Origin of the sequence: Pseudomonas sp. R2-60-08W (genome assembly GCF_003852335.1) — a bacterium.
GTDB lineage: Bacteria > Pseudomonadota > Gammaproteobacteria > Pseudomonadales > Pseudomonadaceae > Aquipseudomonas.
Window position 1 is genome coordinate 4,157,369 of sequence record NZ_CP027731.1, and the last position, 19,336, is coordinate 4,176,704.

At 60.7% G+C, this 19,336-nt stretch carries 15 protein-coding genes and 1 pseudogene; 8 read left to right on the plus strand and 8 right to left on the minus strand.

What is annotated here, in order from left to right; translation table 11 throughout:
* The first annotated feature begins 26 nt into the window (after positions 1-26).
* The 4 genes and pseudogenes from C4J90_RS18855 (at position 27) to C4J90_RS18870 (ending at position 3,732) form a co-directional block, all read left to right on the plus strand.
* The gene (locus C4J90_RS18855) at positions 27-950 is read left to right on the plus strand and encodes a LysR family transcriptional regulator (protein WP_124363864.1); all 924 of its coding nucleotides are present in this window, start codon (positions 27-29) and stop codon (positions 948-950) included.
* A gap of 29 nt (positions 951-979) precedes the next feature.
* Positions 980-1,238: pseudogene (locus tag C4J90_RS18860) on the plus strand (alpha/beta fold hydrolase); the annotation flags it as partial.
* A gap of 3 nt (positions 1,239-1,241) precedes the next feature.
* Complete coding sequence (locus C4J90_RS18865) at positions 1,242-1,805, plus strand: peptidylprolyl isomerase (protein WP_124420559.1); 564 nt, start codon at positions 1,242-1,244, stop codon at positions 1,803-1,805.
* Between the two features lie 94 nt (positions 1,806-1,899).
* The gene (locus C4J90_RS18870; RefSeq protein ID WP_124420560.1) at positions 1,900-3,732 is read left to right on the plus strand and encodes an ABC transporter ATP-binding protein; all 1,833 of its coding nucleotides are present in this window, start codon (positions 1,900-1,902) and stop codon (positions 3,730-3,732) included.
* A 28-nt stretch (positions 3,733-3,760) separates the two neighbouring features.
* On the opposite strand, the gene C4J90_RS18875 is transcribed toward C4J90_RS18870, so the two are convergent.
* Positions 3,761-4,885 carry a GNAT family N-acetyltransferase gene (locus C4J90_RS18875; protein WP_124420561.1) on the minus strand — a complete coding sequence of 375 codons (1,125 nt, stop codon included), beginning with the start codon at positions 4,883-4,885 and terminating at the stop codon, positions 3,761-3,763.
* Positions 4,886-5,167: 282 nt separating this feature from the next.
* On the opposite strand from C4J90_RS18875, the gene C4J90_RS18880 reads away from it, so the two are divergent.
* The gene (locus C4J90_RS18880; RefSeq protein WP_124363868.1) at positions 5,168-6,490 is read left to right on the plus strand and encodes a putative porin; all 1,323 of its coding nucleotides are present in this window, start codon (positions 5,168-5,170) and stop codon (positions 6,488-6,490) included.
* Between the two features lie 31 nt (positions 6,491-6,521).
* Here C4J90_RS18880 and C4J90_RS18885 read toward each other — a convergent pair whose 3' ends face one another.
* The 5 genes from C4J90_RS18885 to C4J90_RS18905 form a co-directional block, all read right to left on the minus strand.
* Positions 6,522-6,755, minus strand: a complete 234-nt coding sequence (locus C4J90_RS18885; RefSeq protein WP_124363869.1) for an anti-sigma factor — start codon at positions 6,753-6,755, stop codon at positions 6,522-6,524.
* Positions 6,749-7,363, minus strand: a complete 615-nt coding sequence (locus tag C4J90_RS18890; RefSeq protein WP_124363870.1) for an RNA polymerase sigma factor — start codon at positions 7,361-7,363, stop codon at positions 6,749-6,751. The genes C4J90_RS18885 and C4J90_RS18890 overlap by 7 nt, the downstream gene beginning before the upstream one ends.
* A 26-nt stretch (positions 7,364-7,389) precedes the next feature.
* Complete coding sequence (locus C4J90_RS18895; protein ID WP_124363871.1) at positions 7,390-8,511, minus strand: beta-ketoacyl-ACP synthase III; 1,122 nt, start codon at positions 8,509-8,511, stop codon at positions 7,390-7,392.
* A 296-nt stretch (positions 8,512-8,807) separates the two neighbouring features.
* Entirely contained in the window at positions 8,808-12,719 is a 3,912-nt protein-coding gene (gene hrpA / locus C4J90_RS18900) for an ATP-dependent RNA helicase HrpA (RefSeq protein WP_124420562.1), read from the minus strand.
* Positions 12,720-13,059: 340 nt separating this feature from the next.
* Complete coding sequence (locus C4J90_RS18905; RefSeq protein ID WP_124420563.1) at positions 13,060-13,260, minus strand: hypothetical protein; 201 nt, start codon at positions 13,258-13,260, stop codon at positions 13,060-13,062.
* On the opposite strand from C4J90_RS18905, the gene C4J90_RS18910 reads away from it, so the two are divergent.
* The gene (locus C4J90_RS18910; protein WP_124420564.1) at positions 13,228-14,289 is read left to right on the plus strand and encodes a hypothetical protein; all 1,062 of its coding nucleotides are present in this window, start codon (positions 13,228-13,230) and stop codon (positions 14,287-14,289) included. The two genes, C4J90_RS18905 and C4J90_RS18910, sit on opposite strands and share 33 nt — an antisense overlap.
* A gap of 133 nt (positions 14,290-14,422) precedes the next feature.
* Here the strand turns inward: C4J90_RS18910 and aceK are convergent, their stop codons facing one another.
* Positions 14,423-16,153: a bifunctional isocitrate dehydrogenase kinase/phosphatase gene (aceK, locus tag C4J90_RS18915; RefSeq protein WP_124420565.1), complete on the minus strand. Its 1,731-nt coding sequence runs from the start codon at positions 16,151-16,153 to the stop codon at positions 14,423-14,425.
* Between the two features lie 153 nt (positions 16,154-16,306).
* Between aceK and C4J90_RS18920 the strand changes: the two genes are divergently transcribed.
* Positions 16,307-17,191, plus strand: coding sequence for a DMT family transporter (locus C4J90_RS18920; RefSeq protein ID WP_124363875.1), 885 nt, complete (start codon positions 16,307-16,309; stop codon positions 17,189-17,191).
* A gap of 32 nt (positions 17,192-17,223) precedes the next feature.
* On the opposite strand, the gene C4J90_RS18925 is transcribed toward C4J90_RS18920, so the two are convergent.
* Positions 17,224-18,084, minus strand: a complete 861-nt coding sequence (locus C4J90_RS18925; RefSeq protein ID WP_124363876.1) for a DMT family transporter — start codon at positions 18,082-18,084, stop codon at positions 17,224-17,226.
* Positions 18,085-18,507: 423 nt separating this feature from the next.
* Between C4J90_RS18925 and C4J90_RS18930 the strand changes: the two genes are divergently transcribed.
* A complete protein-coding gene (locus tag C4J90_RS18930; RefSeq protein WP_124363877.1) occupies positions 18,508-19,299 on the plus strand; it encodes a CPBP family intramembrane glutamic endopeptidase in 792 nt (263 codons plus the stop codon).
* Positions 19,300-19,336: the final 37 nt, after the last annotated feature.

Below are 19,336 nucleotides of genomic sequence, written 5' to 3' on the forward strand. Positions count from 1 at the left end.
CCAGCTTAGGACAAGAGGAGCTCATCTTGAAAGCGCCCCGCGTTACCCTCGATCAATGGCGCACGTTGCAAGCCGTGGTCGACCATGGCGGCTTCGCCCAGGCGGCCGAAGCGCTGCACCGTTCACAGTCCTCGGTGAGCTACACCGTGGCGCGCATGCAGGACCAGCTCGGCGTGCCGCTGCTGCGCATCGACGGGCGCAAGGCGGTGCTCACCGATGCCGGTGAAGTACTGCTGCGCCGCTCGCGGCAACTGGTGAAAAACGCCAGCCAACTGGAAGACCTCGCCCATCACATGGAACAAGGCTGGGAAGCCGAGGTGCGGCTGGTCGTGGATGCGGCCTACCCCAATGCGCGCCTGGTGCGCGCCCTGACCGCATTCATGCCGCAGAGCCGAGGGTGCCGGGTGCGCTTGCGTGAGGAGGTGCTTTCCGGCGTCGAAGAGCTTCTGATAGAAGGCGTGGCCGACCTGGCGATTTGCGGGTTCAGCATCGCCGGTTATCTGGGCACGGAAATGAGCGATGTGGAATTCGTCGCCGTGGCCCACCCCGAGCATGCATTGCACCGCATGAACCGTGAGTTGAGCTTCCAGGACCTGGAAAGCCAGATGCAGGTGGTCATCCGTGACTCCGGCCGCCAGCAACCGCGCGATGTGGGTTGGCTCGGCGCCGAACAGCGCTGGACCGTCGGCAGCCTGGCCACCGCCGCCGCGTTTGTGGGCAGCGGCCTGGGTTTTGCCTGGTTGCCCCGGCACATGATCGAGCGCGAACTTGCCGAAGGCGTGCTCAAGCAACTCCCGCTGGAACAGGGCGGCAGCCGCCATCCGACGTTCTATTTGTATTCGAACAAGGACAAACCCTTGGGCCCGGCGACGCAGATCCTCGTGGAATTGTTGCGCACCTTCGATACCGCCCCGCTGGACGCGCCCTTCGCGGCCCCCCGGCAAGCCTGAAACGGAGTTCACCCATGGCCTGCGTTCAATTGTGCAAGCTCGACGCGATAGTGCACTGTGGCGGCAGGAACAACGCTCCAGAATCACCTGTCCAACCCAGGTCATCAACGCCGACCACGATTACACCCCCGTGGCGCAGAAAGAAATCTATGTAAAACTGCTGCCCAACGCGCGACTGGTGGTGATTGAAGATTCCGCCATGCCACGCCCCTGGACCAACCCGAAGTCTTTAACGCTACCCTGCTCGACTTTCTAAACTCCGTCGATGCCACTACCCAGGATCACTGACCCATGCTGAAAAAAATCGCCTTCTTTGCCGGTTCCGTTCTGTTCGCTGCCAACCTGATGGCAGCCGAGCCCGTCAAGGCGCCCCACGTCTTGATCTCCACCACCAATGGCGACATTGAAATCGAACTGGACCCGGTCAAGGCGCCGATCAGTACCAAGAATTTTCTCGCCTATGTCGATAAAGGCTTCTACACCAGCACGATTTTTCACCGTGTGATCCCAGGCTTCATGGTCCAGGGCGGCGGGTTCACCCAGCAGATGTCGCAGAAGCCGACCGAAGCACCGATCAAGAACGAAGCCAGCAACGGCCTGCATAACGTTCGCGGTACGCTGTCCATGGCTCGTACCAATGACCCGAACTCGGCCACCAGCCAATTCTTCATCAACGTGGCAGACAATGCCTTCCTCGACCCGGGCCGCGATGCCGGTTACGCCGTATTCGCCAAAGTGGTCAAGGGCATGGACGTGGTCGATGTCATCGTCAACTCCCAGACCACCACCAAGCAAGGCATGCAGAACGTGCCAATCGATCCCGTCCTGATCAAGTCGGCCAAGCGCATCGACTGAGGTCTGCGGGTAGACCTGCAAGTAGCTCCGCACGTTGCCCACAAGGCGGCGTGCGCATTTGAAAGGAGAGCCCGCACGGCGGGCGTCAAGCCTAATGCTCTATCGTCGCTTTGAACAACTGATCGACATCTTCCGCGATGCACCCAGCGCGGCCCCTCCCGAAAAAGTCCTGCCCTTCTACCTCTATTACCTGCGCCAGGTGTGGCCCTGCTTCGCCGCATTGCTGGTGGTAGGACTGGTCGGTGCGCTCATCGAAGTCGCGCTGTTCAGTTACCTGAGTCGCATCATCGACCTGGCCCAGGGCACGCCGCCGGCGGATTTCTTCCAGGTCCACAGCGCCGAGCTGATCTGGATGGCCGTGGTCGCGCTGCTGTTGCGCCCGATCTTCAACGGCCTGCACGATTTGCTGGTGCACCAGACCATCAACCCCGGCATGACCAGCCTGATTCGCTGGCAGAACCACAGCTACGTGCTCAAGCAGAGCCTGAACTTCTTCCAGAACGATTTCGCCGGGCGCATCGCCCAGCGCATCATGCAAACCGGCAACTCCCTGCGCGATTCGGCCGTGGCGACGGCGGAGGCCATCTGGCATGTGTCGATCTATGCGATCAGTTCCCTGGTGTTATTTGCCGAGGCAGACTGGCGGCTGATGGTGCCGCTGATCACCTGGATCATCTGCTACAGCCTGGCACTGCGCTACTTCGTACCACGGGTCAAAGAGCGCTCGGTGATTTCCTCCGAGGCGCGTTCCAAGTTGATGGGCCGCATCGTTGATGGCTACACCAATATCACCACGTTGAAGCTGTTCGCCCATACGCAGAATGAGCAGGAATACGCCAAGGAAGCGATCATCGAGCAAACCGAAAAAGCCCAGCTGGCCGCCCGCGTGTTGACCGGCATGGACACGGTGATCACCCTCCTGAACGGCCTGTTGATCGTCACCACCACCGGCCTGGCTTTGTGGTTGTGGACCCAGTCGCTGATTTCCGTGGGCGCGATTGCCCTGGCCACCGGCCTGGTGATTCGTATCGTCAACATGTCCGGCTGGATCATGTGGGTGGTCAATGGCATTTTCGAAAATATCGGCATGGTACAGGACGGCCTGAAAACCATCGCCCAGCCGCTGGCGGTGACAGACCGCGACAACGCCCCGCGCCTGAGCGTGCCCCATGGTCAAGTGCGCTTCGAGCAGGTGGATTTTCACTATGGCAAGCAGAGCGGGATCATTGGCGGCCTCAACCTTGAAATCAAGGCAGGGGAAAAGATCGGCCTGATCGGCCCGTCCGGCGCGGGCAAGTCGACCCTGGTCAACCTGCTGCTGCGCCTGTACGACCTGCAAGGCGGACGCATCCTGATCGACGGCCAGGACATCGCCGAAGTCGCCCAGGAAAGCCTGCGCGCACAGATCGGCATGATCACCCAGGACACTTCGCTGCTGCACCGCTCGATCCGCGACAACCTGCTGTATGGCAAGCCCGATGCAACCGACGAAGAACTCTGGGCCGCCGTGCACAAGGCCCGTGCCGACGAGTTTATCCCGCTGCTGTCGGACGCCGAAGGGCGCACCGGCCTGGATGCCCACGTGGGCGAACGCGGCGTGAAACTCTCCGGCGGGCAACGCCAACGCATCGCCATTGCCCGTGTGCTGCTCAAGGACGCGCCGATCCTGATCATGGACGAAGCCACCTCAGCGCTGGACTCGGAAGTGGAAGCGGCGATCCAGGAAAGCCTGGAAACCCTGATGCAGGGCAAGACCGTGATTGCGATTGCGCACCGCCTGTCGACCATCGCGCGAATGGACCGCCTGGTGGTGCTGGAGAAAGGCCAGATCGCCGAGAGTGGCAGCCATGCCCAATTGCTGGCACATGGCGGGCTGTATGCGCGGTTGTGGCAGCATCAGACGGGTGGGTTTGTCGGGATCGATTGAAGGCATCGACACCCAGGACAAGGAGCAGTCAGCCCTGCCGATAAGGCAGGGCCTCCCTCGCCTCTTCGGCATACGCCAGAACCCCCACCCGCTCGCGTTCGAGGAAATCCTCCACGGCGTTTTTCAACCCCGGATGGCGCAGGTAATGCCACGAACGGGTGATCACCGGTTCAAAGCCGCGAATCAATTTGTGCTCACCCTGGGCGCCCGCGTCGAAGCGTTGCAGGCCGTGGGCGATGGCGTAGTCCATGCCCTGGTAGAAACAGGTTTCGAAATGCAACCGGTCGAATTCGGCCAGGCAGCCCCAGTAGCGGCCGTAGAAACTGCCGCCACCGATCAGGCTGAACGCCATGGCTACCGGGCGTGAGCCCTGTTTGGCCAGTACTACGCGGATCGCCTCGGGCATGCGCTCGGCCAGCAGGCTGAAAAACGCCCGGGTCAGGTAGGGCGACTGGCGACGTACCGCGTAGGTGTTGGCGTAGCAGGCGTAGACGAAATCCCACTGGGCTTCGCTCAGCTCGTGCCCCTGCAGCCACTCGAACTCAATGCCCTGCCCCGCCACCTGCTCGCGTTCTTTGCGCATCTGTTTGCGCTTGCGTGAACTCAGGGCGTCGAGAAAGTCCTGGAAGTCGCGGTAGCCACGGTTCTGCCAGTGGAATTGGCAGCCCAGGCGCTGCAGCCAGCCGGGTTGCCGGGCCAGTGCGTCGTCGGCCAACGTGTCGGTGAAGTTGATATGGGCGCCGGAGAGCCCTTCGATTTCCAGGTAACCGGGCAGGCTGTTCAACAGCTCGAAGCCGTCTTCGACATTGGCGGCCAACAGTCGCGGGCCGCTGACCGGACTGAACGGCACAGCCGTCAGCAGCTTGGGGTAGTAGTCGATGCCGGCGCGCGCGCAGGCGTCAGCCCAACCGTGATCGAACACGTACTCGCCGTAGGAATGCCACTTGCGATAGCCGGGCAATGCGGCCACCAGCCGGTCACCTTCCCAATGCAGCAAATGCTCCGGCTGCCAGCCCGACTGGGGCCCCAGGCTGGCACTGTCTTCCAGCGCGCTCAGGAAGGCATGCCGCACGAACGGCTGGGCCTGCGGCACCAGGGCATCCCAGGCCTGCGGGGTGATTTCGGACAGGCTGTGCAGGCGTTGCAACGGCATCGGCATCCTCTCTGTTTCTGACGTGAAAGCCTGGCGAGTATCGCCTATCACAGCCCTATGCACATCACCAAAAATGGCCGGACACAGCTCTAAACCGATAGTTCCATCGGCAAACAAGTTGTCATGCAGATGAAATCACTTAGCCACTACTCCGTCATAAACCGCCGCGATACTGACGCCTGTTTTCAGAGCACCCGGGTTGCCGGGTGGCATTTTTTCCGTCCGTCATCGGTCGGTTGTGTCCTGGAGGGGTTGTATCCCTCCTCACTTTCGGAGATTGATATGCGTCTTGCTTCCACTAAAACTGCGGCGGCCCTATGTGGCGGCCTGATGCTGGCCCTCAGCGTTCCGGCCAGCGCTGCAGTCGACGCTAAGTTGCTCGACATGCTCAAGGCCAACGGCCAGATCACCGCTTCGCAGTACACCGAATTGCAAAACGAGTTGGCCAAAGACCAGAAAGAACAGCAGATCGCCCGGCAAGCTCAACAAGAAACCAACGAACAGATCGCCGCCACCGCGAAAAAAACCAACGAGCTGAGCAGCTTCGACCAGAAGCTGGCCTGGGCCGCCAAGACTCAGTTCAAGGGCGATGTGCGCTTTCGCCAGGAAACCATCAAGATCGATGGCGAGCCCAACAACGGTGGGCGTGACAAGGACCGTCAACGTATCCGGGCCCGCCTCGGCGCCTACACCGAAATCAACCCGCAAGTGGACACCGGTATCCGTATCGCCACGGGCGGCGGTGACGATGCGCGCTCCACCAACCAGGACCAGGATGGTTACTTCGATAAAAAATCGATCTGGCTGGACCTCGGCTACATCGACTACCACCCGGACCAGATCAAGAACCTGCACGTGATCGGCGGCAAGATGCTGCAACCGTGGGTGAGCATGGGCGATGTGATCTGGGACAGCGACATCAACCCCGAAGGCCTGGCAGTCACTTACAAATATCCATTGGGCGCCAGTGCCGAACTGTTCGGCAGCCTGGGTAACTACAACCTCAAGGACAACGTCGACGGCGACGGCGTGCAATTTCGCCACGACCTGCGCCTGACCTCCGGCCAGTTGGGCACGCGCTTCTCACTCACCGACAACCTGAAAATGACCCTGGGCGGCAGCGTCTACGCTTACCAGAACGACAAGGACAGCCGCTGCACGACCACCACCACGCCTTGCGCACTGGCGGTCAACGGCAACTCGGCCAATAATGAATTCCGCCTGTATGAAGGTTTTGCCCAGGCGGACATCGGCGGCCTGGCAGTGCCGTTGGCCTTCTACGGCCAATACGTGAAAAACAACGATGCTGTGACCGATCAGGACACCGCCTGGTTGGTGGGTGCCAAGTCCAAGGTGTTCGGTTTCAACCTCGACTATAACTACCGCGATACGCAACGCGACGCGGTCGTGGGCGCCTTCACCGATTCGGACTTCGCCAACGGCACCACCGGTTCGCGCGGTCACAAGATGAAGGTCAGCTACGACATCGACAAGAACTTCGCCCTGGGCGCCACGTACTTCCTGACCAAGGCTGACTACGCCAGCCGTACCCAGCGTGACGCCAACACCAACACGCTGCAACTGGATGCTGAAGCCAAGTTCTAACTTCACCCTGTAGGCGCGAGCTTGCTCGCGCCTACACGTCTTTACGTCGTTCGGCGGCGAGCCGTTCGGCCAGTGCGTCCGCATCTTTCACTGGCTCCTGCGGCATGATCCGCAACGTCGCCTGCATCAGGCGCATCTGGCGAATGAAACGCCGGCAGTTCGGGCAGAACATCAAGTGATGACGCACCAGCAGACGCTCACGAAAGGTCAATTGCCCATCGAGGTAGTCACTGGAACGTGCCACTTGTTCTTTACACGTCAACATTCGCCCGTTTCCTCAAAATGCTCCACGGTTGCGAAGACTTTAAGCCGTGCTCGATGCAACAGCACGCGCACATTGGAGAGTGAGAGCGTCAGAAGATTACAGATTTCTTCCAGCTCCAGGCCCTGGCGCTCGCGCAGCACCAGCACGCTGCCCTGCAACTCGGACAAGCTCAGAATCGTATGCTCCAGGCATTTACGCAATTCCTCCTCGGTCAGCAAGGCTTCCGGCGTGTCCTGGTGCCAGGCATAAGGGGCGACAGCCCAGTGGCCATCGTCCGGGGTGAAGCGGTCATCACCGATGGTGCCATGGGGGGAAGGCAGGTCGTCGAGTAGCACCTCGCGACGATTTTGCTTGTAGCGGCCCTTGGCGGCGTTCGCCGTGATGGTCAGCAGCCAGGTCTTCAGGCTGGAACGCCCTTCGAACCGGGCGAGGTTGCGGACCACCGACAACCAGGCATCCTGCACCACCTCGTCGGCATGCCGCTGCCCGACGATGGCATAGGCCACCGCCCGCATCGCACTCTGGTAAGTGGTGACCAGTTCCTTGTAGGCCCGCTGTTCGCCCTTGAGCAAGCGTTCAAGCAGGTGCGCGTCGTCCGCTGCGGCCATTCAACACCTCGATGTAAACGCGCGCATCAGCGTTTGCGCAGGATCACACTGCCGATGGAATAGCCCGCACCGAACGAGCTGAGCACCGCCACGGAGCCCTTGGGCAAGTCGTCCTGATAGGTGTGAAACGCAATCACCGAACCCGCCGAGCTGGTATTGGCGTAAGTATCGAGGATCACCGGTGCTTCTTCCACCGAGGCCTCGCGGCCGAGCAGTTTTTTCACGATCAGGTGGTTCATGCTCAGGTTGGCCTGGTGCAGCCAGAAGCGCTTCACATCGTTGACGCCCAGCTGGTTTTCCGCTAGGTGCGTAGCGATCAGCTCGGCCACCATCGGGCACACATCGCGGAACACCTTGCGGCCTTCCTGCACGAACAATTTGTCCGGCGCGCCGATGCCCTCTTCCGCCGTGCGGTTGAGAAAGCCAAAGTTATTGCGGATGTTGTTGGAGAACTGGGTCAGCAGCTTGGTGCTCACCACATCGAACTGATGCTCGGACGTCGCCAGGTCAGCCCGCTCGAGGATTACCGCCGTGGCGGCATCACCAAAGATGAAGTGGCTGTCACGATCACGGAAATTCAGGTGGCCGGTGCAGACTTCCGGATTGACCATCAGGATCGCCCGGGCCTGGCCCAGCTGGATGCTGTTGGCGGCATTCTGGATACCAAACGTGGCCGACGAACACGCCACGTTCATATCGAAACCGAAGCCCTGGATACCCAAGGCTTCCTGCACCTCAATGGCGATGGCCGGGTAGGCACGCTGCAGGTTGGAACAGGCGACGATCACGCCATCGATATCAGCGGCGGTCTTGCCCGCGCGCTGCAGGGCTTGTTCGGCGGCGCCGACGGCCATCTGGCAAAGCACCGACCATTCGTCGTTGCTGCGCTCGGGCAGGCGTGGGGCCATGCGCTGGGGGTCGAGGATGCCGTCCTTGTCCATCACGAAACGGCTCTTGATGCCCGAGGCTTTTTCGATGAACGCCGCACTGGACTCAGTCAGCGCCTGCACGTCACCGCGCTCGATGGCAGCGGCGTTTTCGCGGTTGAACTGCTGCACATAGGCATTGAAAGACTGCACCAGCTCTTCGTTGGAGATGCTGTTGGCCGGGGTGTACAGGCCAGTGCCGCTGATGACGACGTTATGCACGGTCGTTCCTCTAAATCTGTCAGGCAGAAGATATTGGTACCGTCGTACCAAACTGTGAGTCGTTCGATTCCGTCCAGCGGGCATCGAACTGGCAACGCTTTATTCATCTTGTAACCGCGAAGTTTGCCACAACGCCGGTGATTTGGCGCCATATGCCAGACAAACATCTCATTGTGGGAGGGGGCTTGCCCCCGATTGCGGTGTGTCAGAGCCAGACTCTGCAACTGACACACAGCCATCGGGGGCAAGCCCCCTCCCACATTTGACTCTGTTCAGTTCAGGAAACCGGGAATGCTTCAGGGCTCGACCTGGCTCCATTGTTTGCTCAAGCGCTTATCGGAAATCGGCACCTTGGTCCCCAGTTGTTGGGCAAACAACGACACCCGGTATTCTTCCAGCCACCAGCGATAGAGCTCCAGCTGCGGATCACGCTTGCCCTCCTGGGCGTGTTTATTCAGGCGATTCTGGTACTGCGCCCATAGGCCACTCAACTCGGCGCTCCACACACGGTCCTTCTGCACCTGGCTCGGCAGTTTTTCCAGGCGCAGCTCGATGGCCTTGAGGAAACGCGGCAACTCCTTGAACCATTGGGCCGGCGTCTCGCGCACAAACCCTGGGTACACCAAGTTGCTCAACTGCTGCTTGATATCGTTCAAGGCCACCGCCTGGGCGAGGTCGATCTTGCCTTTGAAGCGTTTTTGCAGGCCGTGCCAGAGTTTCAGTACTTCCAGGGTCAGACGCGCCAGACGCTCAGCCTGTTCGGTCCAACCGCCACGTTTGCGCTCGGCCAACGCGGCCAGCCCAGCGCCATCGCGCGGCAACGCGGCTTCGCCTTCCAATACGCAGGTATCGAGGCTGGCCAGCAGGATATCTTCCACCAGCGCCTCGACACGCCCCAGTTCGCGGTACAGCAGGCCCAACTCGGTCAGGCCCGGCAATTTGCCGCGCAGGAATTTCGCCGGTTCCGCCAGTTGCTGCATCAACAGGCGCTGCAAGGCACGCCGATGCTGGAACTCGGCCTCGGCGGCCGTGGAGAAACGCCCTTCCTTGACCGTGCCGTTTTCTTCCACCAGCGCGGGGTACACCGTCATCGACAGGCCGGCGATGTTTTGCTGGGTTTTTTCGGCCACCGGTGCAAACACCTTGGCGTGCACCGGCTGCTGGCTTTTCGCGGTTTGCGGTACCGCCAGGGCGGCCTGGCTGGCTTCGGCGAAACGCGCGGTCAGCTGTGCCAGGTCACGGCCTTCGCCGAGGAATTTGCCCTCGCCATCAACCACTTCCAGGTTCATCTTCAAATGGTTTTCCACCTGCTGCGCGGCCTCCGCCCAGGCTTCATCGCTGACCCGTGCACCGGTCATGCGCAACAGTTCGCGACCCAATGCCTGGGGCAGCGAACCCTGGCCAAACTCGATGCGCTGCAGCGCCGCCTTGACGAAATCCGGCACCGGCACGAAGTTTTTGCGCAGCGCCTTGGGCAGGTTACGCACCAGGGCGATGCACTTGGCTTCGATCACTCCCGGCACCAGCCATTCCAGGCGCTCGGCGGGCAACGCCGGCAACAGCGGCGCCGGCACGCGCAGGGTTACGCCATCGCGCGGGTGGTTGGGTTCGAAGTGGTAACTCAAGGCCAGCGCCAGGTCGCCCAGGTGCAAGGTGTCCGGGTAATGCGCGGCGGTGACTTCACTGGCTTCGCGGGCCAGCACGTCTTCTTCGCGCATGATCAGCAGTTGCGGGTCTTTCTGGCTGTTGACCTTGTACCAGCTGTCGAAGGTGGCGGTCTGGTGGATCTCTGCCGGCAAACGCGCATCGTAGAAGGCGTAGAGGGTTTCCTCGTCGGCCAGGATGTCGCGACGGCGCGCCTTGGCTTCCAGTTCGTCGAGCTGCTCCAGCAGTCGCTGGTTGGCCGTGAGGCACTTGGCTCGGGACTGGATCTCTCCACGCACCAGGCCTTCGCGAATGAACAGCTCGCGGGACACCACCGGGTCGATCGGCCCGTAATGCACCGGCCGGCGTCCAACCACGATCAGCCCGAACAGTGTGATCTGTTCAAACGCCACCACCTGGCCGCGCTTTTTCTCCCAATGGGGTTCGAAGTGGTTTTTCTTGATCAGGTGACCGGCCAGTGGCTCGATCCAGTCGGCGTCGATCTTGGCCACCATGCGCGCATACAGCTTGGTGGTTTCCACCAATTCAGCGGTCATCAGCCATTGCGGGCGCTTCTTGCCAATGCCCGAGGAAGGATGAATCCAGAAACGCCGCTGCCGGGCACCGAGGTAGTCGCCGTCCTCGGTCTTCTGGCCGATCTGGCTGAGCAAGCCGGACAGCACCGCCTTGTGCAATTTCGGGAAGTCGGCGGGTTCCTTGTTGATCGTCAGTTGCATGTCGCGACAGATCAGGCTCAACTGGCGATGGGAATCGCGCCACTCGCGCAAGCGCAGGTAGTTAAGGAAGTTTTTGCGACACCAATTACGCAGCGGGCTGGCGGTCAGTGCCTGGCGCTGTTCTTCAAAGCCGCGCCACAGGTTGACCAGACCGGCGAAGTCCGAATCCGGGTCTTTCCACTGCGCATGGGCCTGGTCGGCGGCCTGCTGACGTTCCGGCGGGCGCTCGCGCGGGTCCTGGATCGACATGGCGCTGGCCACAATCAGCACTTCCTGCAGGCTGCCGAGCTTGGCGGCTTCGAGCAGCATGCGGCCCATGCGCGGGTCCACGGGCAAGCGCGCCAGTTGGCGGCCGAGCGGCGTGAGCTGGCTGTTACGGTCCACCGCCGACAGCTCTTGCAGCAGGTTGAAACCGTCGCTGATGGCCTTGCCATCCGGCGGTTCGATAAACGGGAAGTCGGTGATTTCACCCAGGCGCAGGTGCAGCATCTGCAGGATCACGGCGGCGAGGTTGGTGCGCAGGATCTCAGGGTCGGTAAATTCCGGGCGCCCGATAAAGTCCTCTTCGCTGTACAAGCGAATGCAGATGCCCGGCTCGACCCGGCCGCAACGGCCTTTGCGCTGGTTGGCGCTGGCCTGGGAAATCGCCTCGATCGGCAGGCGTTGCACCTTGGCGCGGTAGCTGTAGCGGCTGATGCGTGCGGTGCCGCTGTCGATCACATAACGAATGCCCGGCACGGTCAGCGAGGTTTCCGCGACGTTGGTCGCCAGTACCACGCGCCGGCCTGGGTGTGATTGGAAAATGCGCTGTTGCTCGGCGGGTGACAGGCGCGCATACAGCGGCAGGATTTCAGTGTGCTTGAGCTGCGCCTTGCGCAGCATCTCGGCGGCGTCGCGAATTTCGCGTTCGCCGGGCAGGAACACCAGCACATCACCGGGGCTGCGGCGTTCGCTGCGCTCGTAGGCGGCGATTTCGTCGAGGGTGGCGAGGATTGCCTGGTCGACGGTCAAGTCATCTTCGACGCGATTGCCCTCCTCGTCCTGCTCCAGGGTCAGCGGGCGGTACCAGGTGTCCACCGGGAAGGTACGGCCTGATACCTCCACGATGGGCGCATCGTCGAAATGCTTGGAGAAACGCTCCAGGTCGATGGTCGCGGAGGTGATGATGACTTTCAGGTCCGGGCGACGCGGCAGCAGGGTCTTGAGGTAACCCAGCAGGAAGTCGATGTTCAGGCTGCGCTCATGGGCTTCGTCGACGATGATCGTGTCGTAGCGCTCCAGGTAGCGGTCGTTCTGGGTTTCCGCCAGTAGAATACCGTCGGTCATCAGTTTGATCAGCGTATTGGAGTCGCTCTGGTCCTCGAAGCGCACCTGATAGCCGACCAACGCGCCGAGCGGCGTGGCCAGCTCTTCGGCAACCCGGCTGGCAACGCTGCGCGCAGCAATCCGGCGCGGCTGGGTGTGGCCGATCAGGCCGAACTGGCCGCGGCCGATCTCCAGGCAAATCTTCGGCAACTGGGTAGTTTTACCCGAACCGGTCTCACCGGCGATGATCAGCACCTGGTGCTTGTTCAGCGCGGCCTTGATTTCATCGCGCTTGGCGGCAATCGGCAGGCTGTCGTCGTAACGAATCACCGGCAGGCTGTCCCGCCGCGCCGTGACCTGGGCGCAGGACGCCTGCATACGCGATACCCACTGCGCCAGCTTCTGCTCATCGGGCTTCTTGCGCAGCTCAAGCAACTGGCGCCGCAAGCGGTTGCGGTCGGCAAGCATGGCGTGATCGAGGGTTTTAAGCAGTTGGTCGATGGTGGGCGCTTGGTCGGTCATCAGGTACGCAAAGGTCTTTTAATGAGGCAGGTAAGCCTGCGGTGACATGATCGTAGACGGCAATTGTCGCAGATTTCTGTCCTTGTAAACGAGCCAAGCCCTTTCATCACGGCAACACGGCCGCTTCATACGCGTGAGCCGGCTATTTTTAGCTCGACGGGGTCGTGCCACCTACTCTCTCATTCGACTTTTCACGCAGGGCTATCAGAACGCGCATCTGGCCTGGTGACGATCCGGCGCGATTTACTGCGGCACGCGACCCCACCCGCACACCCACCCCACGCGGCTCGCCAAGGAAAAACCTCATGCCCACCGTACCGGAGAAACCATTATGTTCGGATCAAAACCATTGCCCGCCTACCAACCCGGCGCCACCTTGGGCAGGCTGTTCCAGCAAACCCACGCCATCCATGAAGCGGTGGTTGAAAGCCTGATAGGGCAAGGCCAGCGGCACATGCTCGATAAATGCCGGCACCTTGAACACGCATTGTTTGGCCCTATCAGTCGAATGCCCGACCGTGCCGCGCAGGAAAAAGGCCATCAGCTTCAGGCCTGGATGCACAGTTCAAGGATTGATGAAGCGCTTGCAGCCTTAGACCAGGAAAGCCACAAACACTTCGCCGTGCAACCGGATGACAAAACAAGCCTGCACGCCCTCCAGCAGCGCTACGAGCAACTGACCGCTCGCGTGGAGCGCCGCGATGCCCTGCTGGGTCGACGCGCAGCGTGGGCCGCCGCCATTGCGCCACCGTCCTGCGAACTGGACCCGATAACGGTTGCCGTGCTGCCGCCTGCACGCCTGAGCAACCAGCTGAGTGGGCACACTCTGGAACAGGCGGTCAAACATATCAACGCTTTGGAGAAGGAGATTGCTCTGCTGGACAACCACATCAGGCAAGAGCCGCAGCCTCTGTCTCACGCCGAGGAAGACATCTTTCTCAGGCAACGCAACGCCATGACCGAGTCTCGCAATGCATGGGCAACGGGCCGTTTGAAAGGCAGCAGCCAATTCAAGTCCTCCCTTGGCCTGGTCCCGGAGCGTAAACGCCTGGAGCAGAGTCTGGAGCGGCACAAGCAACTGGTACCGGTGGAACTGACACTCCACCGACTGGAACGCACAGTCGAGACCGTGCAGCGCAACGGCCTGGGGGAGAAACTCTCGGCCCAGGCGGTCGATGCCGCACGGGACGTCTTGGTGAATTTGCGCGACGCCTGGCGCAACGGCAACCTTGATGGCAGCTCGATCGAGGGCATGAACCCTGCGCTGCTGCTGACCCCGCCAAACAACCGCCGAATCAAACTGGAATTGGCCGTCATCGAAAAGGCCTTTGTACAACTGAACGCAGTGCCCCGTACGGAACAAGCTGGCATTGCCGAGGAACGTGCGCAGTTCAAGGCAGTGATTGATTCCGCAAACAGCATGCACGTCAAACACGCGGCGATCAGTCAACTTAAAGATCGCAATAAACAGCGAGCGCTGGTCGCTGAACTGAACACCGATTTGCGCACTATCTACACCGATCTGACAAACACGCTGGCCCTTCATCGCTTGACCGCTACGCAACCGTAACGCATAGCGATTTAAACAACCGTACACCAGCTTCAACCCAGCCCGGCCAAAAGAGCCCGACCACGCGCGTCAAAAACAGGCGCCCAGTGGCTGATTGCACATCGCAGTCGGCCACTGGGCCACGCTTAACTCTTCAACTCGCCAGCCCCTCTTCATCACGCGGGTCCTTGCGCCGATACGGAAACACGTCAATCACCTTCCCCGCGCGAATGGCCTCCTGCAGCCCTTTCCAATAGTCCGCGCTATACAGCTCACCATGCAGCTCATCGAACAGCTTGCGCTGGCCGGCGTCGGCGAACAGAAAAGGCGGGAATTCCTCAGGAAACACATCCAGCGGACCAATGGAGTACCACGGTTCGGAGGCCATTTCATCCTCTGGGGTACGCGGCGCGGGAATGTGGCGGAAGTGGGCCTCGGTGAGAAAGCAGATTTCATCGTAGTCATAAAACACCACCCGGCCGTGACGGGTAACGCCGAAGTTCTTGAGCAGCATGTCACCGGGAAAGATATTCGCCGCCGCCAATTGCTTGATCGCCAGCCCGTAGTCTTCCAGGGCTTCGCGTACCTGGGCGGGGTTGGCGTTTTCCAGGTAGAGGTTGAGCGGGGTCATGCGCCGTTCGGTCCAGCAGTGGCGGATCAGCACGGTGTCACCTTCCACTTCGACAGTGTCGGCGGCCACTTCCAACAACTCGGCAAGGCAGTCGGGCTCGAACTTGCTCAAGGGGAAGCGAAAGTCGGCGAACTCCTGGGTATCGGCCATGCGCCCCACGCGGTCGACACTTTTGACCAGGCGGTACTTCTCGATCACCGTGGCGCGGTTGACGTTTTTCGACGGTGAGAAACGGTCCTTGATGATCTTGAACACGGTGTTGAAGCCCGGCAGGGTAAAAACGCTCATGACCATGCCACGCACGCCCGGCGCCATGATGAACTGGTCATCGGTGGTGGCCAGGTGATTGATCAGTGCGCGGTAGAACTCCGACTTGCCGTGTTTATAGAAGCCAATGGACGTGTACAGCTCGGCGATGTGCTTGCCGGGCAGGATGCGCTTGAGAAAGTCGATGAACTCGGCAGGCACGGGCACGTCGACCATGAAATAGGAGCGCGTAAAGGAAAAGATGATCGACACCTCAGCTTCGTCGGTGATCAACGCATCGATCTGAATACCCCGCCCTTCGCGGTGCAACAATGGGATCACCAACGGCCACTGTTCGTCGCGGGTGTAGATACGCCCCACCAGGTAGGCGCCTTTATTGCGGTAGAGCACCGAGGAAAACAGCTCGACGTTCAAGTCCGGGTCTTTGCACACCCAGTCGGGCAAGTTTTCGCGCAGTTGGGCTTCCAGGCGTTGCAGGTCGGCAGGCAAGTCGGCGTAGGGTTCACTGAAGCTGTAGTCCGCAAAAATCTGCGCAAGCATCTGCGCCATGTTGCCTGCAGGCGTGTAGATGCGGGTCTGCGCCGCCCGCGCCAGACGCTGGGTGGGGCGCGTGGTGTGGATAAACATGCAGCCGTCGCTGATCAGGTCATGGCTGAACAGGCTGCAGAAGACCGAGTTGTACCAAGTTTCGGACAGCTCATCGTCAAAGCGCAGGTCGATCAGGCCGATGTAGGCGCTTTTCACCTGGGGCCACAGGTCGATGTCCTGCAACACGCCCGCCTCGAAAGCAGCCCGCAGACGCGCCGTGACCTCACCCACTTTCTCTTCATACAGGCTGATGCGCGCCGCCGAAGCGGCTTGCCCTTGCTGCCATTGGGCCTTTTCGAAACGCTCGCGAGCGCCATCGGTGATCTGGCGAAAGTGCTCACGGTAGTCGTCAAAACCGTCGAGGATCATCCGGGCGATAGCAAGGGCGGACTGCGGCATGCGGAAAACCTCGAACGGGTATCGGGAAGCCCTGAGCTTAGCCAGTGAACCCCGGCAGGAGAAGGAGGATTTTTCATCGGCCGCCGTACTTAGCGATTGTGTCGACCGGAACGCTGGGCAACACTCCCCGGCCTGATCGTGTAGGAGTTTTCCGTGAAACCTGTCGACACTCTGTACTTGCTGGGGCTGGCCGCCATCTGGGGGGCGAGCTTCCTGTTTATGCGCATCATCGCGCCGGAAATCGGCAGCGTGCCGACCGCGTTTTTCCGCGTATCAATCGCTGCCGCCGGCTTGCTGGTGATTCTGGCGATGATGGGTGTGAACTGGGACTTCCAGGGCAAGTTCAAGACCATCCTGCTGTTGGGCGTGATCAACTCCGGGATTCCGGCGACCCTGTATTCGGTAGCGGCACAGGTGTTGCCGGCGGGTTACTCGGCCATTTTCAACGCCACCACGCCCCTGATGGGCGTGCTGATTGGTGGCATGTTTTTCAGTGAACGCCTGACGCCGTCGAAAATCGCCGGCGTGTGTCTGGGCCTGTTCGGCGTGGGCGTGCTGACCCGTGCGGGGCCGGTGGCGTTTGACCTGCAATTGTTGACGGGGGCACTGGCATGTTTGCTGGCCACCACGTGCTATGGCTTTGCCGGATTTCTCGCCCGGCGCTGGCTGGATCAGCGCGGCGGGCTCGACAGCCGCCTGTCGGCCCTGGGCAGCATGCTCGGCGCCACGTTGTTTCTGCTGCCGTTGTTCGCTTACAGCGCCATCCGCCAGCCGCCGGCGAGCTGGGGTGGGTGGCAGGTGTGGATGTCGTTGCTGGGGTTGGGCCTGGTGTGTACGGCCTTTGCCTACATTCTGTACTTTCGCCTGCTGTCCTCCATCGGCCCGGTCAAGTCAATGACCGTGACCTTCATGATCCCGCCGTTCGGCGTACTGTGGGGCGCGCTGCTGCTGGATGAGCCATTGTCCATGGCCCATCTGTATGGCGGAGTATTGATTGCCGGGGCGTTGTGGTTGGTGTTGCGGCCGCAGAAACTGTAGGAGCGAATACGCTCGATCCTACAGCGCGAGCATCAGTCTTTACGGAATACGAAGACCAGGCCGACAATGATTAGCCCCATCCCCAACAGGCTCAACAATGCCAGCTGATTACCGAAGATCAGGTAATCCATCACCGCCGTCACCGCTGGCACCAGATAAAACAGGCTGGTGACGTTCACCAGATTGCCCCGGGCGATCAGGCGATACAGCAACAGCGTTGCCAGCACTGACACCACCAGCCCCATCCACAGCACCGGTAGGTAAAAGCCCGCATTGTGCTCGAAATGGAATGGCTGGAACGGCACGAACACCGCGCACAACAACAGCCCAGACAGGTATTGCAGCGGCAACGTGCCCAAAGGATTGTCGGTGATGCGCTTTTGCATGATCGAGCCAAACGTCATGCTTGCCAGCGCCAGAAGCCCGAACAGCATCCCAGTCAGGGACATTCCGGCCAGTCCGATGCCTTGGTAAACCACCATGATCAACCCGGCCAAGCCCAATCCCAGGCCGAACAATCGCCGCCAGGAGCGCTGGCGCTCCATCAGCACCACGGTGAGGATCGGCTGTACGCCCATGATGGTGGCCATCACCCCAGGGGTGACTTTGAGATCCAGGGCCAGCAGATAAAAAATCTGGTACGCCCCCAATAACACCAGACCCGTCGTTGCGGCATACCGCATGGGTTTGCCAGGACGTGGCAACTGCAACTTGAGGATCGGCACTAGCACCACTAGCCCGACCAGGGCGATGGCAAACCGGATCAGCAAAAAGGCAAAGGGTGAAGCATGAGCCAGGCCCAGCTTGGAGAAAATCGCCCCGCTGCTCCACAACAGGACAAACAGGCTCGTCGAGGCCGCCGCGGCCACGGATTGTTTCGAAAGAACAGACATGAGTTACCACCTGTGATCAGGCAAAAAAGCCGACTCGGTAAATACCGAATTTCAGTAGGTTTTTTCAGGTAGGCACAGGGCTACAGCGAACAGCTGATCAGCCCGAAATGCCAACACCCGGCGGTGATACGACTGCGTACACCGGCGTGCTACTGACAAGTGGGGGGTAGTGACTGATCTGCGCAGGCTGCTTGGCGCCGCACGGCACGACCACAGCGTTGACCGCTGAATCGACTACTGCTATGCGCTGGGAAGCTGGCATGTGCTGATCTTTTTGAAGGGATAAAGACGCGTCGACTATAACCAGCGGCAAACTTATTTGGCAATCCTTTCCCTCACAGCCTTTTGCGTGGAGGAGTTTTCATGCCCTTGAACCGGACCGCTCGCTATAATGCCGCCCGTTTTTTTTCGAAGGATTTCACAATGGCTGCCCTGCCCTGGCTGTACCTCGCGCTGCTTTCCATCGGCTATGTCGTGGCCTTGATCTACGGGCAATTGGGCGTGTTGGCGGCGGTCTCCGTGGCGCTTTTGCTGATCGCAGGATATGCCGTGCGCCAGCAACGCAACCCGTGGGCACGCTACCTCGGCCATGGTCTGTTCATCGTGCTGGCGTTGGGCCTGGCGATGCACTGGCTACCGGGTTTCTACAATGGCCGAGGCATCGCGCCTCAGCGGTTCACCGCCGATGCCGTGCCGTTCTCGATGTACCTGAACCAGGACAAACCGCTGATCGGCTTCTGGCTGCTGCTGGCCTGCCCATGGATCGTGACGCGGCGCTCATTGCGCCTGTCGATGTGCGTTACCGCCCTGGCCGTGACCCTGACGGCAATCGCAGCCTTGGGTGGCGCAGCGCTGCTGGGGATGATCAGTTGGGCACCGAAATGGCCGGACTCGGCGTGGCTGTGGGTGTTGAACAACCTACTGCTGGTGACGCTGGTGGAAGAAGCGCTGTTTCGTGGCTATATCCAGGGCGGTCTGAGCCAGCGTTTCAAACACCTGCCCTACGGCGAGAACCTCGCGCTGTTGCTGGCCTCTTTGTTATTCGGGCTGGTACACCTGGGCGCAGGTTGGCAGTGGGTGCTGCTGGCGAGTATTGCCGGCGTCGGTTACGGCCTGGCGTATCGCTTCGGCGGGTTGGGCGCGGCCATTGCCACGCACTTTGGCTTGAATCTGCTTCACTTCGGGCTGTTCACTTATCCGATGCTGGCCAGCTGAGCTGTAACCCGCTCGTCCGGATTGTTGCAAAAAATAA

Bases quoted from the DNA above. Each gene is read 5' to 3' on its own strand.
- hrpA (WP_124420562.1), bottom strand. From the start codon at position 12,719: ATGACCGACCAAGCGCCCACCATCGACCAACTGCTTAAAACCCTCGAT.
- C4J90_RS18880 (WP_124363868.1), top strand. From the start codon at position 5,168: ATGCGTCTTGCTTCCACTAAAACTGCGGCGGCCCTATGTGGCGGCCTG.
- C4J90_RS18890 (WP_124363870.1), bottom strand. From the start codon at position 7,363: ATGGCCGCAGCGGACGACGCGCACCTGCTTGAACGCTTGCTCAAGGGC.
- C4J90_RS18875 (WP_124420561.1), bottom strand. From the start codon at position 4,885: ATGCCGTTGCAACGCCTGCACAGCCTGTCCGAAATCACCCCGCAGGCC.
- C4J90_RS18925 (WP_124363876.1), bottom strand. From the start codon at position 18,084: ATGTCTGTTCTTTCGAAACAATCCGTGGCCGCGGCGGCCTCGACGAGC.
- C4J90_RS18885 (WP_124363869.1), bottom strand. From the start codon at position 6,755: ATGTTGACGTGTAAAGAACAAGTGGCACGTTCCAGTGACTACCTCGAT.
- C4J90_RS18930 (WP_124363877.1), top strand. From the start codon at position 18,508: ATGGCTGCCCTGCCCTGGCTGTACCTCGCGCTGCTTTCCATCGGCTAT.
- C4J90_RS18910 (WP_124420564.1), top strand. From the start codon at position 13,228: ATGCCCGACCGTGCCGCGCAGGAAAAAGGCCATCAGCTTCAGGCCTGG.
- aceK (WP_124420565.1), bottom strand. From the start codon at position 16,153: ATGCCGCAGTCCGCCCTTGCTATCGCCCGGATGATCCTCGACGGTTTT.
- C4J90_RS18870 (WP_124420560.1), top strand. From the start codon at position 1,900: ATGCTCTATCGTCGCTTTGAACAACTGATCGACATCTTCCGCGATGCA.
- C4J90_RS18905 (WP_124420563.1), bottom strand. From the start codon at position 13,260: ATGGCCTTTTTCCTGCGCGGCACGGTCGGGCATTCGACTGATAGGGCC.
- C4J90_RS18865 (WP_124420559.1), top strand. From the start codon at position 1,242: ATGCTGAAAAAAATCGCCTTCTTTGCCGGTTCCGTTCTGTTCGCTGCC.